The sequence below is a fragment of the Winogradskyella sp. genome (assembly GCF_003712105.1).
Classification (GTDB): domain Bacteria; phylum Bacteroidota; class Bacteroidia; order Flavobacteriales; family Flavobacteriaceae; genus Winogradskyella.
In genome coordinates this window covers 160,132-177,500 of sequence record NZ_RHLG01000003.1, presented here as the reverse complement: position 1 = coordinate 177,500, position 17,369 = coordinate 160,132, and the positions used below count along the sequence as shown (strand labels likewise).

The following is a 17,369-nucleotide window of genomic DNA, read 5'->3' as shown; positions in this document are numbered from 1 at the left end:
AAAATTGTTAATAAAATGACCTAAAAGTATGTCGTAAAGTACTATTAAACCTAACAAATTAGTTATATTAGCACGTTACGATAATTAAGTAAAAAATTAACATAAAAAATATGGCAGAAGGCGAAAAATTAATCCCTATCAACATTGAAGATGAAATGAAATCTGCGTACATCGATTACTCGATGTCGGTCATTGTGTCACGTGCATTACCAGATGTGAGAGATGGTTTAAAACCTGTTCACAGACGCGTACTTTATGGAATGCACGAACTCGGAGTTAGGGCTAATACCGCTCATAAAAAATCAGCAAGAATTGTTGGTGAAGTTTTAGGTAAATATCACCCTCATGGTGATACATCAGTATATGACACTATGGTGCGTATGGCGCAGGAGTGGAGTTTACGTTACATGTTAATTGATGGACAAGGAAATTTCGGCTCAATTGACGGGGACAGTCCGGCAGCGATGCGTTATACTGAAGCACGTATGCGTAAAATATCTGAAGACATGTTGGCAGATATTGACAAGGATACTGTTGACCATAAATTAAATTTTGATGATACACTTCAAGAACCAACGGTACTACCTACAAGAATTCCTGGACTTTTAGTAAATGGTGCATCAGGTATCGCAGTAGGTATGGCAACTAATATGCCTCCACATAATTTAAGTGAAGTTGTTGACGGAACGGTGGCTTATATTGATAACAATTCTATCGAGGTTGACGAGTTAATGCAATATGTTAAGGCTCCAGATTTTCCGACTGGAGGAACTATTTATGGGTATGATGGAGTAAAAGAAGCCTTCGAGACAGGACGTGGTAGAATTGTACTAAGAGGAAAAGCAAACATTGAAGAAGTAAATGGAAGAGAATGTATAATTGTTAACGAGATACCTTATCAAGTCAATAAAGCCGACATGATTAAAAAGACGGCTGATTTGGTTAATGATAAGAAAATAGACGGAATTTCTACAATACGTGATGAGTCTGACAGAAAAGGAATGCGTATTGTATATGTTTTAAAACGGGATGCAATTCCTAATATAGTATTAAATAAGCTTTATAAATATACTGCATTACAATCATCGTTTAGCGTTAACAATATTGCACTTGTTAATGGTCGTCCAGAGCTTCTAAATCTCAAGGATTTAATACTCCATTTTGTAGACCACAGACATGATGTTGTTGTAAGACGTACTAAATATGAGTTAAGAAAAGCAGAAGAGCGTGCACATATTCTTGAAGGATTAATAATTGCCTCTGATAATATAGACGAAGTTATAGCATTAATTAGAGCGAGTGCTAATGCAGATGAGGCTCGTGCTAAATTAATTGAACGCTTTAAACTGAGCGAAATACAAGCTAAGGCGATTGTAGAAATGCGTTTACGCCAGCTTACAGGTCTTGAACAAGATAAGCTAAGAGCTGAGTATGAGGAGTTAATGAAAACTATCGAAGACCTTAAAGATATTTTAGATAAGAAAGATCGTCGTATGGATATCATTAAGGAAGAGCTACTCGAAGTGAAATCTAAATATGGTGATGAGAGACGTTCAACTATTGAATATGCAGGTGGAGATCTAAGTATAGAAGATATGATACCTGACGAAAAAGTAGTCATTACTATTTCTCATGCAGGTTATATAAAACGTACATCTCTTACAGAATATAAAACTCAAAATAGAGGAGGTGTTGGTCAGAAAGCATCTACTACGCGTAATGAAGATTTCTTAGAGCATTTATTTGTTGGAACTAATCATCAATACATGTTATTCTTTACTCAAAAAGGTAAATGTTTCTGGATGCGCGTCTATGAGATTCCTGAAGGCAGTAAGACATCAAAAGGTAGAGCAATCCAAAACCTGATCAACATCGAGCAAGATGATAAAGTAATGGCATTTATATGTACTCAAGATTTAAAAGATGAGGAATACATTAATAATCATTATGTCATCATGGCTACTAAAAATGGTCAAGTAAAGAAAACATCTCTCGAGCAATATTCACGACCAAGAACAAATGGCATTAACGCCATTACTATAAAAGAAAATGATGAACTTTTAGAAGCGAAATTAACAACAGGCGAAAGCCAAGTTATGCTTGCTTTAAAATCTGGTAAAGCTATTCGATTTGAAGAGGCAAAAACACGACCAATGGGTCGTAATGCTTCAGGTGTTCGAGGTATTACACTTGGGCATCCAAAGGATGAAGTTATCGGAATGATAGCCGTTAATGACATGGACAGCAATATTCTTGTTGTATCGGAGAACGGTTATGGTAAACGATCAAGTTTAGAGGACTATAGAATTACTAATCGTGGTGGTAAAGGAGTTAAAACGATATCAATTACAGAAAAAACAGGTAACTTAGTGGCCATTAAAAATGTGACTGACGAAGATGATTTAATGATTATCAATAAGTCTGGAATTGCCATTCGAATGGAGGTTGCAAATTTGAGGGTTATGGGTAGAGCGACGCAAGGTGTTAAGTTGATAAATCTTAAAGGAAGCGATTCTATAGCTGCAGTTGCTAAAGTCATGAAAGATGAAAATGAATCTGATGACGACGTTAAAACTATTGAAAATCAAGACCTTGACCAGGATGGCACGGCTATTGATACTAACAATGACAAAAACTAGAATAACTAAAAATTAATTGATAAAAATGAAAAAATTTATAACGCTAATATGCTCAGTTCTCATAGCTTATACTTCATTTTCTCAGAAGAATGAAATAAAGGCATTAGAAAAGGCTATAAAGAATAATAATTTTTCTGAGGCAAAAAGTTTGGTTGCTCAGGCTGAACCGCTTCTAGCCAATATGGATGAAAAAACGAAGGATAAATTCTACTTTTTTAAAGCAAAGTCCTTATACTCTAATGGTGCAATTGCAAATTCAGATATAGATAGTGCATTGGAAGCTATAGAAAACTTAATGAGTTTAAGTAAATCAAAATATAAAAAAGATGCTTTAACCATTAAAAATAATATTTTTCAATCTGTAGTTCAATCTGCATATTCTGCTGCACAAAAGGGAAATAATGAAGCAGCTGGTGATAGTTTTTACAGAGCTTATAATTTGTCTAAAACAGATACCTTATTTTTATATGCTGCAGCCTCATCTTATCTCAATGCACAAAAATTCGATAAATCTCTTGAGTTTTATAAACAATTACAAGAGATGGGTTATAAAGGCGAAAGCGTTCAATATGTTGCAACAAATAAGGAAACTGGTGAAGAGGAGATATTTAACAGTAAAGACTTAAGAGATGCTTCAATTAAATCAAGACAATATATTGCACCTAAAGATAAAAAATTACCATCGAAACAAGGTGAGATTTTAAGATATATGGCTCTGATTTACTCTAGTCAAGAGAAAGCAGATAAGGCTTTAGAACTTATTGCTAAAGCTAAAGAATACAACCCAGAAGATACCCAATTGGTAATTGCAGAAGCAAAAGCCTATTTAGCTTCAAATCAAAAGGACAAAATAAAACCATTATTAGAAAGTGCTAATTCGTTAATTAAAGGTGATGCCATAAATCTTATGAATTTTGGAATTTTCGCCATGGAAATTAATGAAAGTGAGATGGCTATGAATTATTTTGAAAATGCAACTAAAGTTAATCCAAAAATGTCAGAGCCATACTTAAATATTGGGGCATTGATACTAGACGATGATAGAGCAATGGTTGAAGAAATGAATAGCCTTGGAACGTCTTCTGCTGATAATGCTAGATACGATGAATTAAGAGCAAAACGACTTGAATTATATAAAAAAGCTATTCCTTATGTAGAAAAAGCTTTCGAATTAAAACCAGAGATAGAGACGGCTAAATATCTTAGGGATATATATAGTACGGCATTCATGACTGATAAGTATAACGAAATGAAGCAGAAAATCGCTGATATGGAAGCGGGCAATTAATAAACTTTATTTTTTAAAAAAATAAAAGCGGTTTTTATACAAAACCGCTTTTTTTATATAATCTTTTTTATAACCCTTAATTTGTGTGTATGTATATTTCTATCAGCATTATAAATACCACTGTGATCTAGCCTATCTATCCTCACTTTCCCATGTGCATGAATAATATAATTGTCTTCCATGATTATTCCAACATGGATAATATCTCCATCAGCATTATCAAAAAACGCTAGGTCTCCAGGTTCACTTTCTTCTATAAAACTCAATGCATCACCCTGAATCGCTTGTTGAGAAGCATCTCGCTTAAGTTGATATCCATTTATTTTGTATACCATTTGGGTAAAACCAGAACAGTCTATACCAAACGGTGTTTTTCCACCCCATAAATATGGGGAATTTAAATAGTTAAATGCAGTATTGATTAAGTTAGATTTTTCTTGTTGTCCTGACTGTTTGTTTCCATCAAACTTATGATTCAGAATTTCAAGTCCATTTAATGTAGCACCTAATGGAATAGTAAAAATATTTTGTGAAGCATCAGAGACAAACTCTAATAAATCTTGAGAAAGGATAGGTTTAGAATTAGTAATTGATTTGTAGTCGTCTGCCTCAATTTCTAAATACTGCTTATTATCTATCCAAGCTTCGTACTTATCAAATGCGACGCGGATACGACTCCATTTTTTGCGTTTTTCTAGCACTTTAAAACAATCTCCGTAAAGTAGTTGAGATACAAGCTCAGATGTATCAGAAGGTTCTGAGCGCATTGGAACGATACCAAGATTGCAAATTCCGTATAGCATAATATTAGTTAAGCACGCTCTATAACTACAGCCGAAGCACCACCACCGCCATTGCATATTGCTGCGGCACCATATTTTGCATTATTTTGTTCTAATACACTTAATAATGTTACAAGGATTCTTGCTCCAGAGCAACCAAGAGGATGACCTAAAGATACAGCACCACCATTAACATTTACATTACTATCATTGAGTTCAAGAATTTTCATATTTGCAAGACCCACTACAGAAAAGGCCTCGTTAAATTCAAAGTAATCTATATCATCAAGACTCAGATCTGCCTTAGATAATGCTTTTGGTAATGCCTTTGCAGGAGCAGTTGTAAACCATTTTGGTTCTTGAGCTGCATCTGCATAACTTTTTATTGTTGCAATTGGAGTTATACCTAATTCGATCGCTTTTTCTTTACTCATTAAAACCATTGCAGCAGCACCATCATTAATTGTAGATGCATTTGCAGCAGTAACAGTTCCTTCTTTAGTAAATGCAGGTCTTAGATTAGGAATCTTGTCTAACTTAACGTTGGTATATTCCTCATCTTTATCAACAATTACTGGTTCTCCGCGACGCTGTGGTACTTCTACAGGGATAACCTCATTATTAAATTTCCCAGAATCCCAAGCTTCTTGAGAGCGCTTATAAGATTGAATGGCATAGGCATCTTGGTCTTCTCTAGAGAATTTATATTCGGTAGCACAGGCATCCGCACATACGCCCATTGCATTTTTATCATAAGCATCAACGAGACCATCTTTTTGCATGCCATCTTCGAAAGTCGCAGGTCCAAATTTTTTGGCACTTCTTGCGTGGTAATAATGAGGAATAAGACTCATGTTTTCCATTCCACCAGCAACTATAATTTCGGCATCACCTAGTTGAATTGCTTGCGCTGCTTGCATAATAGATTTCATTCCAGAAGCACATACTTTATTAACCGTAGTACAAGGAACGGTATCAGGTATGCCAGCATATATTGCAGCTTGTCGAGCAGGAGCCTGCCCAGTACCGGCTTGCACTACATTGCCCATTAAAACTTCATTCACAATTTCTGGTTTTAGGTTTATTTTATCTAATGCACCTTTTATTGCAATAGCTCCCAATCGTGGAGCAGGAACAGTAGATAAAGCACCCATAAAACTTCCAATTGGAGTTCTTACTGCTGAAACTATAACGACTTCTTTACTCATTTTGCTTTCTTATGTTTTAGACGGTGCGAATTTAATGATTTTTGAGCGATTTATTATGGAAATATGAGTATATCAAACTTAATGAATTAGATATTTATTACATTTGATCGTCTATGAATGAAATCATAAATAAATGGTACCGTAACCATGCGCTAGTTTATAAGTTGCTTCTTTTGTTGGGAACGACTTTTTTTATTGTCTACCTTTTCCCAACAACAGGAAAATTTAGATTCTCTTTTGACAATGGTAAACCTTGGCAATCCGAAAACCTTTACGCACCTTTTGATTTTGCAATAAAGAAAACAGAAGAACAAATAAATAATGAGATAGAGTATACTCGTGCAGAAAGTGAATTATATTTTGATTTTTCATCTTCAGTTAAAGCTTCAGTACTTGATAACTACCTCTCTGAATTTAATACAACGTTTAGAGATACTGTTACTGGATTTAATGATAGAGCATTACTTTATAACCAAGGTCGAACCGTATTAAATCAGTTATATTCTAAAGGCATTTTAGACACGGACTATAATTTTAATGACGACAAGAAGTCGATACTAATCGAGAATAATGAGCAAAAGGGTGAATTAAAATTTGAAGCGTTTTATAGGCAAATAGATGTTAGGACTTTTTTAGAAGAAGAACTAGAGAAAAATGGATTTGGCAGTTATAAAAATGAGCTAACTTCTATCTTTTTTAATATCATTGAGCCTAATATTGTGTATAACAAATCCCTAACAGAAAAAGCCCTAGAAGATAAACTCTCAAGAATTTCTCCTCGACGTGGCTTAGTCTCTGAAGGGACTTTAATAATTTCTAAAGGTCAAGTTGTTGAAGAATCTCAATACAATATATTAACATCTTTAAAAGCCGAATACGAATCTCAAGTATGGAGTGCTAATAACTACAATTGGGTTATAATGGCTTATACTTTACTGGTTGCCCTAACATTATTGATGTTATTACTTTTTCTTCAAAAATATAGGTTGGATGTATTCCTAAATAACACTAAAGTCACATTTATATTCTTTAATATTGTATTGATGATCGTTTTGACAACTATTGTCATTAACTACAATTCACAATATTTATATGTAGTTCCGTTGTGTGTTTTACCTTTAGTATTTAAAGCATTCTTCGATGCAAGATTAGGCCTATTCGCACATGTATTAACCGTTTTGCTTTTAGGTTTTATAGTTCCTAATAGTTATGAGTATATGTTCCTTCAAATTATTGCTGGAATAGTTACGATTCTTACAGTGTCTGAATTGTACAAAAGAGCAAATCTTTTTATATCAGTAGGTCAAATTACCTTGATTTATATAATAGCATATTTTGCTTTTTATGTGATTCACGAAGGCCAGATTACGAATATAAAGTGGAACACTTTTGGATTGTTTATCCTTGGTGGCTTAGCAACATTATTTGTACAACCATTAATTTATATATACGAGAAATTATTTGGATTAGTTTCGGATGTATCTTTACTGGAGTTGTCAGATACAAATTCCAAATTGCTTAAAGAATTGTCCAATAAAGCACCTGGTACTTTTCATCATTCATTAAATGTTGCAAACCTAGCTGAAGCTTCAGCAAACGAAATTGGTGCAAATGCTATGCTTGTTAGAGTAGGAGCCTTATACCATGATATCGGAAAAATGCAAAAACCTACTTATTTTACTGAAAATCAATCTACAGGATTAAACCCTCATGATGAACTATCTTCAAAAGAAAGTGCTTCAGTAATTATTGATCATGTTATTAACGGCATAGAAATAGCCAAGAAAAATAATCTGCCCGATCGTGTTATAGATTTTATAAGAACACATCACGGTACAAGTACTGTTTATTATTTTTATAAGAAAGAGTTGGCATTGAATGAAGATATTACAGAAGATGAGTTTTCTTATCCTGGCCCAAAACCATTTAGTAAAGAAACTGCAATATTAATGATGTGTGATAGCGTTGAGGCTGCTTCTAAAAGCCTCAAATCTCCGACAAGTACAAAAATCAATACGTTTGTTGAAAGTATTATTAGCAAACAAGTGGAATCCGGTCAGTTTTTAAATGCCAATATTACATTTAAAGACATTGAGGCAATTAAGCGTGTTTTAAAGCTTAAATTAGCTAACATCTATCACCTTCGGATTGAATATCCAGAATAAAAAAAGGTCAGAACAATTTCTAACCTTTTTTTATTGTTGGTTTAAGATTTAATCTAGTAATTCAGAAATCTTATTTCGTAGTGCAATTCCACGTAGATTCTTAGCAATTATTTTACCATTAGAATCTAATATAAACATTGATGGTATAGAGTTAACATTATATAGTCTTGCGATGTCATCAAAATATCTCAAATTTGATACCTGATGCCAATTAAGTTTATCAGTTTCGATAGCTTTAATCCAAGCTTCTTTTGGGTTCTGCTGTCCGCGTCTACCATCTAAGCCAACACCTATAATTTCTAATCCTTTATTATGGTAATCATTATATACACTAACAACATTAGGATTTTCTCTTCGACAAGGACCACACCAAGCAGCCCAAAAATCGATTATTGTTATCTCACTTTTCTTTACCACTTCACTTAGCGCTAAAGTATTACCGTCTGGTGTAGGTGCCGAAAATTCTGGAGCTTTGGCACCAATTGCCGTTGCTTTCTGAGCTTCTAATTGTGCTTTAACCTGTTGAATTCTAACTTGTAAACTTTTGCCTTCTGAAGTGTTTTTTAAAGCATTATCGATCTTATCGTAAACCGCAATGAATTTTTCGGGGTCTAAATCCCTTGCAAATAATTGATTTTTTAGAATTGGCAAAATACCATAACTTGAACTGTTATCTTCGATAAATTTATATGGCAATTCTGTTAATTCTCTACTTAATTTTTCTACAGTTGCTTTGTCTTTCTCTATATATACTGTATCTCTCAAAAATGTTGACTTCCTTAAGTCTTCTGAAGCACTATTTAATTTCTCCTTCAAATTAGTCAATTCAGCATTAAAATTACTTAAGATATCATGTGGTTTTGAACCTTCTAATACCGAATTATCAAATATTTTATTATCTATATTAAGAGTCATATCGTAGTTTCCAATCATTAAAGGCAACCTACCATTAAGACCATTGACGGTTAAGTATAATAAAGATGGGTACTCAACTTTTCCATTGAGAACAAAGTTCTCATTCATTACTATAGCTGTATCTATAGCCGTCATTCTACCTCGTTCATCCATTGTATTAAGATAAACCCTTATACCATTGTATAATCCTTTAGCTGTGCCGTTGATAACATAATCTGTTCTCGGTTCTGTTTTACAACTAAGCATACATAAACCAACTAAAGAGAATAAGATTAATTTTTTCATATTTTATTTTTATTTGGTCACAAATATAAAAAGTTACGCGTAAGCTATTGATAGCATAATGTAAATTATATCATAAAATGTAGTTTGTAATTTTGTATCCAATACAATTAAATGCAATATTTTTGCATCATGATTAACCATGATACTATAATTGCTCTAGCAACGCCTTCAGGAAGTGGTGCAATTGCTGTAATCCGTCTATCTGGGAACGATGCAATTAGCATAACTGATAAGCATTTTAAATCTGTAAAAAGTAATAAGGCACTTACAAAGCAAAAAACACATACTATACATCTTGGTCATATTGTAGAGGGTAAAAAGACTTTAGACGAAGTGTTAGTTTCAGTCTTTAAAAATCCAAATTCGTATACAGGTGAAAATGTTGTCGAAATATCTTGTCACGGATCGGCATACATTCAACAAGAGATCATTCAACTGTTTTTACGCAACGGTTGCCGTATGGCTACCGCAGGCGAGTTTACGTTGCGTGCTTTTTTAAATGGTAAATTAGATTTAAGTCAGGCAGAAGCTGTGGCTGATTTAATAGCTAGTGATAATGAAGCATCTCATCAAATTGCAATGCAGCAAATGCGCGGTGGGTTTTCATCAGAAATCGCAAAATTGCGTTCGGAACTGATGAATTTTGCAAGTTTAATTGAGTTAGAGCTTGATTTTTCTGAAGAAGATGTAGAGTTCGCTGACAGAACGCAATTTAAAGCGTTAATAGAACGCATTAATTTTGTTTTAAAGCGATTGATTGACTCATTTGCTGTTGGCAATGTCATTAAAAACGGAATACCAGTCGCTATAGTTGGTGAACCTAATGTTGGAAAATCGACTTTGCTCAACGCGCTCTTAAATGAAGAAAGAGCAATTGTTTCCGAAATCGCTGGCACTACACGAGATACTATAGAAGACGAGATTTCGATAGGTGGTATTGGATTTAGATTTATTGATACTGCTGGGATTAGAGAGACTAAAGATGTGGTTGAAAGTATTGGCATTAAAAAGACTTTTGAAAAAATTGAACAATCTAAAGTTACCATCTATTTGTTTGATGCTGAGCAGAATATAGATAAACTAGACGTTGTTAAGTTTGAAATAGAAAAAATAAAAAACAAATATCCTCAAAAGCCTTTATTAGCAATTGCTAATAAAATTGATAAACTTAACGCGCAACAAACACATAACTTAAAATCGCAAATACTTAATGTTCTATTGCTGTCTGCAAAAACAGGAATCGGTGTTGATGAACTCACTAAGGTATTACTTGAACTTATTAATACTGGTGCATTGCGCAACGATGAAACCATTGTTACAAACTCCAGACATTACGATAGTTTACTTAAGGCACACGAAGAAGTACAAAAAGTGAAATACGGATTAGAAACTGGACTTTCTGGAGATTTGATGGCAATAGATATTCGCCAGGCATTATATCACTTTGGTGAAATTACTGGTGAGATTACTACCGATGACTTACTTGGAAATATTTTCGCAAACTTCTGTATCGGGAAATAGATTATAATTACCTCATTAATCTAATTATATACCGTAAAACGAATAATAAACGCCATTCTATAAATGGCGCATTTATTTAATTAAGAACACCCTTATTTTTACTTAATATTAATTGAAAAAACAGTTGTTATAGGATTGAAATTTTGCCATTAAAAGTCCTTTTAGTTGACTTGGTTTAATGTAAGTTTTTCACTGATTTCATTATAAAAATATAAGTTTTAAAAAGAAGTGATTAATCCGATAAGAAATTTGTTTTAATGATTAACAGGCGGTTGGAAGTGTTAAGTTAAATACGTCCGCACTATTTAATTCAGATAGTATTATATACGATGTTGGGGTAATGTATTATTTGAAACCAACCGCTTTTTCTTTCAATCTTTCACAGTTTTAATTTTGACATAAATTCTTAAATAGATTAGTGGCTTAAAGCCTTCCTTATGGGGGCTTTTGTTTTTATAATAATTGGTAAATTGTGTATCTTAAAGAAAGATTTTAAACACATGAAAAAAATAGCTTTATATCTTATTATAATTGTGTTGTGTCTCGGCTGTGCTAAACAAGAAAAAAATGTGTCTTCTACGGAGGGTTTCTTTGCAGCTATACTTGTGAAAGACATAGAAAATTCTATTAATTGGTATGAAAGTAATTTTAATTTTCAGGTAAAAAATAAGACTGAAAATGATGCTGTTGGATTAAAGCAAGCTAATCTTAATAAAGATAACTTTCATGTAGAACTCATTGAATTGAATTCGGCTATAGATGCCAAAGAAGAGATTGAAGACTACAATGAGAAAACTAAGCTCATTGGACTTTTTAAACTTGGCTTTAAGGTCAATAATTTTGATAGTTTAGTGCGTAAACTAAAACATAACAATATTACATTTAAAGGAAATATAGTCAAGGATCCAATAACTAATAAAAAAATGGTAATTGTTTTAGATCCTGATGGTAATAGAATTCAACTATTTGAAAACTAAATTCTTATATAACTAATGTTAACCTGCCTTTAATATTCTGATTAACTATTTTTTTAATTCCATTGTGTAACATTTTTAAAGTATTGACGTCCTATAGATGTTAATCAAAAAAATTATGGAATCTAATTATTATATAGCAATGCGCAAGGACAATCAACTTTTAGTTGTGACTCACTTATGTCAACTTTTAACGTGTATTACAGGTTTTGGAGGCCTTATAGTACCATTAATATTGTGGGCAACTCAAAAAGATAAGGTTGAAGGTATGAATGCACACGGTAAAGCAATCATTAACTTTCAGTTGAGTGTTATTTTATTTTCAATTTTAAGTATTCCATTGATCCTATTATTTGGTCTAGGAATATTGGCACTAATATTTATTGGATTATTCTCAATTATTTTTCCAATAATAAATGCTATAAAGGCTAGTAATGGTGAGTTACCTAGCTATCCATTATCTCTTAATTTTGTTAGTTAGTTATATTTTGTTAAAGAGGTAATCAAAAAAGGCTCACTTCACAGTGAGCCTTTCTTCTTTAAATTAATTATTTCAGTTTCTAATTATTAAGCATTACCGGCATAACAAGCATTGTAATATGTTCACCTTCATCTAATCCGTCTGTAGGAGTTAGAATACCAGCACGATTAGGTAAACTCATTTCTAATTGTACATTATCAGAGTTTAAATTGTTTATCATCTCTGTTAAGAAACGAGAATTAAAACCAATTTGCATATCATCACCTTGATAATCACAACTTAAACGCTCTTCGGCCTTATTGCTGTAATCAATATCTTCTGCAGAAATGTTTAATTCAGCTCCAGCAATTTTAAGTCTTATTTGATGCGTCGTCTTATTTGAGAAAATACTAACTCTGCGTACAGAGTTTAAAAATTGAGTACGGTCAATGACTAATTTATTTGGATTTTCTTTTGGTATTACAGCCTCGTAATTTGGGTATTTCCCATCAATTAAACGGCATACTAATTCTGAATCATTAAATGTAAATTTTGCATTAGATTCGTTGTACTCAATTGTTACAGGTTCTTCACTTCCTGCCAAAATACCTTTAAGAAGGTTTAATGGCTTTTTTGGCATTATAAATTCTGCCACAGCATCCGCTGAAACATCCTCACGAGTGTATTTTACCAGCTTGTGGGCATCAGTAGCAACAAATGTTAAGTTCTCTTGAGAGAATTGGAAAAACACACCACTCATAACAGGTCTTAAATCATCATTACCTGCTGCAAAAATTGTCTTGCTAATGGCTGTAGCTAAAATGTCACTTTCTATGGTAGTAGAACTTGGATTGTCTAATGCTACAGCTTTAGGGAATTCAGCACCATCTGCATAGGCTAAAGCATATTTACCGTGGTTAGAGCTTATCTCTACAGTGTTATTTTCTTCGACTACAAAGGTTAAGGGTTGCTCCGGAAACGTTTTTAATGTATCTAATAATAATCTTGCAGGTAATGCAATACTTCCTTCAGAATCGCTTTCCACGTTAATTGTCGAAGACATTGTAGTCTCTAAGTCACTGGCAGAAACTGTAAGACTAGATTGTTTTAAATCGAACAGAAAATTATCTAAAATCGGAAGCGTGTTACTATTATTTATTACACCACCTAAAACTTGTAATTGTTTTAATAAATAGGTGCTAGATACTATAAATTTCATATAAATATATTCAGGTTGAAATCAAAATTGTTTAGTCTTACAAATATATCTTAATAGCAGGTTTCTTTAAAACAAACTTATTAACATTTATTGAGCGTTTATCGAACTAAATTTAAGTGTTTACTTTACTTATTTTGATGCATATTTTCGCTTTCTTAAGTAATTAAAAACGAATCCAAATGCGCCTAATAGTAGTAATGGCAGGATAATGTTTAGAAATTGCCAGATTCCTTTTTGATTTTCAATTTTTTCAGAATCTAAAAATGCGATTTCAACGGACTTGGCTCTAATGTTTATAAGTCCAGTATCGTCAAGTAAGTAATTTACTGCATTGAGTAAAAATTCTTTATTGCCAAAGGTTCTACCTGTGATGCGTTCAAAGCCTAACTCTAAAGGCCTATTCCTTGAAACTTCATTTTTAATCACATCACCATCAGCTATAATGATCTGTTTCGTAGGCGAACTTTTGTCTTTAAAACCACTTAGTTCAAATGGAAGTACACGGTTTTTATAAACCGAATTAAATTCACCTTCCAATAAAACTGCAAGTGTCTGCTTACCTTGATTATAATTGTCAACGTCAGGCTGTTGAGTTACTGAATTCAAAGAAATTGTTTTTAACGGACCTTCTAGTTTGGTACGCTCAGTACTTTCTAGCAAAATGGTTTTTTTAATACCATTCTTTAGCGTGTCTATCTGACTTGTAAAATCGAACTTTACCAAATCAATATTATCGCTAATTGGGTGTTTACTTTCAGAACTTGCCAAAGGCGAATATTGCCATTGCACTGGTTGAAACTGTGTATTATTACCTTCGCCAATAGCTAATGGAATAGGAGCAGAGTATAAGTCTTTTACCAAGTTTTTATTAATTCTTACACCATACTGAAAGAAGTAATCTGTTAAATTAAGGGCTTTAGCAACACTAACAGAAGTCCCTGAAGCATTGTATAAGCTATCTTTATCCATGATGATGCCTTCGGTAAGCCAGAGGCTTTTTCCACCATTCATGGTGTATTGGTCTAAAACTAATTTTTCGTTTTCCGAAAAAGCATCATTAGGCTTCGCCGAAATAATTAAATCATAGTTTTTTAATTGATTCAGAGTGCCTTTTGGATTTGATGCTACTGAATCGAGTGTAAAAGGTGCGATGTTATAATACGGCTGTATAGTCTGCAGAAAATCTGTAATATAGATATCTGAGAGCTGTCCATTGCCTTTAAGAATAGCAATGGTTTTAGATTTATCTCTTGTTAACTGTTGAAAAGCATCGGCAAAATTATATTCGAGTTGTTGTATAGAATTTGCAACTTGAGCTTGTAAATCTTCGGTGATACTCTTTTTGAATAATGGAATTTTTATAGTACGGTCTTTATAACTTGCAAATCCCCAAGGAAACAATAGCTCTTGTGTTAGTTTTCCACTAACTTTTTTGCTGTTTACATAAGGTTCTAAACCACTTCTGCTGAGCTCTTTAATATTTCGCTCTCGTTTAGATTCATCCTCTAATGGGTCTATGTAATTTACTTTAATTAATGGATTAAGAGATTGAAACTCTTCAATCAATTGTTTAGTTTCAGATTGTAATAACTTAAACTCCGACGGTAGATTTCCTTCTAAAAAAATATCAATTATTAATGGAGTGTCTGCACTATCAACAATTGTTTTAGTGGCTTCTGAAAGCGTATAACGGTCATCTTTGGTTAAATCAAAGCGTTTATAAAACGAATTACTTATAACATTAATAACAATAATTGCTATTAAAGTAATACTGCTAGATATAAGATTTGATTTATTCAGCGTCATCGAAGGTTATTGGTTGAGTATACGGTTTGAGAGAAACGACCTTATTGGCTTCAAACATAATTTCAACGCTACTTTTTTCATCATTAAAAGCACCAGGTTCTATGCCAAGACCGTAATTCCATTTGTTAGAATCATGAGCTTTCAGGGCTTCACTCCATGATAGCCATTCTGCTTTTCCGAGTAGTGTTTCAATTTCTGTTTTAGATTTTCCGATCAAGGTATCAGTTTCGATAGTGCTATCAATCATTTCATATCGTAAAGCAGGCTTTGCTATCCAAGCTTCAGAATTAAAATATTTTTGATGGTGGTAATTGCTTACAATATTAACAAAAGGATAAAGCAGGTAGAAATATCCAAATGGTGTTAACACTAAACTGATAAGTCCTGTAAGCCATTTGCGCTTGTCTACTGTATTCAAAAACAAGAATAATAGTATAAATACAACGAGCATTCCTATGACTAAAAATGGTGTAACTATCATTGACGTGTTAGGTTTAGTTTGGTTAATACAATAAAAATAGATGCTACACTTAAAAAGTAGATTAAATCGCGCGTGTCTATAACGCCTCGGCTCATGCTTTTATAATGCGATGACATACCTAATGCACCAATATCAAAGTTATTACCAAATATGTTATAGCCTGCCAGTCCATCGAATCCAAAATAGAACACAAAGCATATAAAAATGGCGACAATAAATGCAACTATCTGATTATCCGTTAAGCTTGAAGCAAAAATTCCAATCGCAGTGTAAGATGCTACCAAAAATAATAGTCCAAAATAAGAGCCTAGTGTGCTACCAATATCCAAGTTACCTTCTGGATTACCTAACTTATAAACTGTAAATACATATAATAGTGTTGGAATTAGTGCTATAATGATTAACAAAAACGCTCCAAAATACTTTCCTAATACGATTTGAAGATGTGAAACTGGTTTGGTTAATAAGAGCTCAATGGTGCCTTGTTTCTTTTCGTCACTAAAACTGCGCATAGTCACCGCTGGAACAAGAAATATTAAAATCCATGGCGCTAATAAAAAGAAAGCCGACACATCAGCATAACCATTATCTAATATATTAAATTCACCATTAAAAATCCATAAAAACAGACCATTAAGCAACAAAAACACAGCAATCACCAAATAACCAATTGGTGAAGCAAAAAATGTATTTATCTCTTTTCTTAGTATGGCTAGCATAGTTTATATCTTATCAAACGTAACAGTTACTGTATCCATTGCCTTTAATCCCATAAGCGTTGAAGCACTGCCTACAGTGCTACAATTACTTTTGTAAACCGCAATTTCGAGATAATCTGAAGCATTAAAAACTACCAATGCTTTGCCTTCGTCATTACGTTTGTCTTCTGGGATATCAAAATTAATGATATCATTATAACGTTCGTGTACTTTTTTAAACTTATAATTTCGAGCAGCAATTTCATAGTTGCGTGTTTTCTGTACAGATTCAAAAAACTTGCGCTTAATATTAGTTATAACGTTACCGTAATTATCTATATGAATTACTGTCCCAATAATTTGTGTTTTTTCGTCATTTACAAAAGGTACCAAATACTTAATTGGTTTGATTTTGTTAATAACTTTTCCGATGACTTCTAAAGTTCCACCACGTGCAATATGGCATGCTACTTTTACAAAAACGTCCAAAACAGGGAAACTAGTCTCTACTTTATCATGGATATTTATTTCTACAATTTTTTCAGGAACAATGTCTTGGCAAATCATACTCATAATGCCATTGTTAGCACAGACAAAATAGTGGTCGTCTAACTTTACGGCAATATGCTTGTTTTCTGGGCTAAGTTCAGAATCTATGCCTATAATATGTATTGTCCCTTTAGGGAAACTGCTATATGCGTTTTGTATAGTGTAAGCGGCTTCAATAATATTAAATGGTGAAATTGAATGCGAAACATCAACAATTCTAACATCCGAAAGCTCATTGTAAATAGACCCTTTTACTGCACCAGCAAAGTGGTCTTTCTCTCCAAAATCAGTAGTTAAAGTTATTATTGGCATTTACGGATTGTTAATATTTTTTTAACGAATCGAGAGATTAAATTCTTAGATTTGTTGATGCACAAAG

The 17,369-nt window shown here is 33.0% G+C and carries 14 protein-coding genes; 6 read left to right on the top strand and 8 right to left on the bottom strand.

The features are described 5' to 3' along the window. Nucleotides 1–110: 110 nt before the first annotated feature. Nucleotides 111–2,639, top strand: a complete 2,529-nt coding sequence (gyrA, locus tag ED556_RS08690; RefSeq protein WP_296322266.1) for a DNA gyrase subunit A — start codon at nt 111–113, stop codon at nt 2,637–2,639. 25 nt (nt 2,640–2,664) lie between these two features. Beyond that, entirely contained in the window at nt 2,665–3,927 is a 1,263-nt protein-coding gene (locus ED556_RS08685) for a hypothetical protein (RefSeq protein WP_296322263.1), read from the top strand. 53 nt (nt 3,928–3,980) lie between these two features. On the opposite strand, the gene ED556_RS08680 is transcribed toward ED556_RS08685, so the two are convergent. Then, complete coding sequence (locus ED556_RS08680) at nt 3,981–4,730, bottom strand: C40 family peptidase (protein WP_296322261.1); 750 nt, start codon at nt 4,728–4,730, stop codon at nt 3,981–3,983. A gap of 8 nt (nt 4,731–4,738) precedes the next feature. Beyond that, nucleotides 4,739–5,917, bottom strand: a complete 1,179-nt coding sequence (locus tag ED556_RS08675) for an acetyl-CoA C-acyltransferase (protein ID WP_296322257.1) — start codon at nt 5,915–5,917, stop codon at nt 4,739–4,741. A gap of 113 nt (nt 5,918–6,030) precedes the next feature. On the opposite strand from ED556_RS08675, the gene ED556_RS08670 reads away from it, so the two are divergent. Continuing rightward, on the top strand, nt 6,031–8,082 hold the full coding sequence (locus ED556_RS08670) for an HDIG domain-containing metalloprotein (protein WP_296322253.1): 2,052 nt from the start codon (nt 6,031–6,033) through the stop codon (nt 8,080–8,082). Between the two features lie 48 nt (nt 8,083–8,130). Here ED556_RS08670 and ED556_RS08665 read toward each other — a convergent pair whose 3' ends face one another. Beyond that, entirely contained in the window at nt 8,131–9,282 is a 1,152-nt protein-coding gene (locus ED556_RS08665; RefSeq protein ID WP_296322250.1) for a TlpA disulfide reductase family protein, read from the bottom strand. 129 nt (nt 9,283–9,411) lie between these two features. Here ED556_RS08665 and mnmE point away from each other — a divergent pair, with 129 nt between their 5' ends. The 3 genes from mnmE (at nt 9,412) to ED556_RS08650 (ending at nt 12,258) form a co-directional block, all read left to right on the top strand. Further along, a complete protein-coding gene (gene mnmE / locus ED556_RS08660; RefSeq protein WP_296322248.1) occupies nt 9,412–10,803 on the top strand; it encodes a tRNA uridine-5-carboxymethylaminomethyl(34) synthesis GTPase MnmE in 1,392 nt (463 codons plus the stop codon). Between the two features lie 500 nt (nt 10,804–11,303). Further along, nucleotides 11,304–11,780: a VOC family protein gene (locus ED556_RS08655; RefSeq protein ID WP_296322245.1), complete on the top strand. Its 477-nt coding sequence runs from the start codon at nt 11,304–11,306 to the stop codon at nt 11,778–11,780. A 139-nt stretch (nt 11,781–11,919) separates the two neighbouring features. Then, nucleotides 11,920–12,258, top strand: coding sequence for a DUF4870 domain-containing protein (locus tag ED556_RS08650; RefSeq protein WP_296322767.1), 339 nt, complete (start codon nt 11,920–11,922; stop codon nt 12,256–12,258). A gap of 79 nt (nt 12,259–12,337) precedes the next feature. On the opposite strand, the gene dnaN is transcribed toward ED556_RS08650, so the two are convergent. The 5 genes from dnaN to ED556_RS08625 all read right to left on the bottom strand — a co-directional run bounded on the left by dnaN (nt 12,338) and on the right by ED556_RS08625 (nt 17,302). After that, nucleotides 12,338–13,456 (bottom strand): DNA polymerase III subunit beta, encoded by a 1,119-nt coding sequence (gene dnaN / locus ED556_RS08645; RefSeq protein WP_296322243.1) that lies wholly within the window; start codon nt 13,454–13,456, stop codon nt 12,338–12,340. Between the two features lie 129 nt (nt 13,457–13,585). Further along, on the bottom strand, nt 13,586–15,262 hold the full coding sequence (gldG, locus tag ED556_RS08640) for a gliding motility-associated ABC transporter substrate-binding protein GldG (protein ID WP_296322240.1): 1,677 nt from the start codon (nt 15,260–15,262) through the stop codon (nt 13,586–13,588). Next, entirely contained in the window at nt 15,249–15,743 is a 495-nt protein-coding gene (locus ED556_RS08635) for a hypothetical protein (RefSeq protein WP_296322236.1), read from the bottom strand. Before ED556_RS08635 ends, gldG begins: the two co-directional genes overlap by 14 nt. Further along, a complete protein-coding gene (gene gldF, locus ED556_RS08630) occupies nt 15,740–16,462 on the bottom strand; it encodes a gliding motility-associated ABC transporter permease subunit GldF (protein WP_296322233.1) in 723 nt (240 codons plus the stop codon). The genes ED556_RS08635 and gldF overlap by 4 nt, the downstream gene beginning before the upstream one ends. 3 nt (nt 16,463–16,465) lie before the next feature. Further along, nucleotides 16,466–17,302 (bottom strand): SAM-dependent chlorinase/fluorinase, encoded by an 837-nt coding sequence (locus ED556_RS08625; protein WP_296322231.1) that lies wholly within the window; start codon nt 17,300–17,302, stop codon nt 16,466–16,468. Between the last annotated feature and the right edge of the window lie 67 nt (nt 17,303–17,369).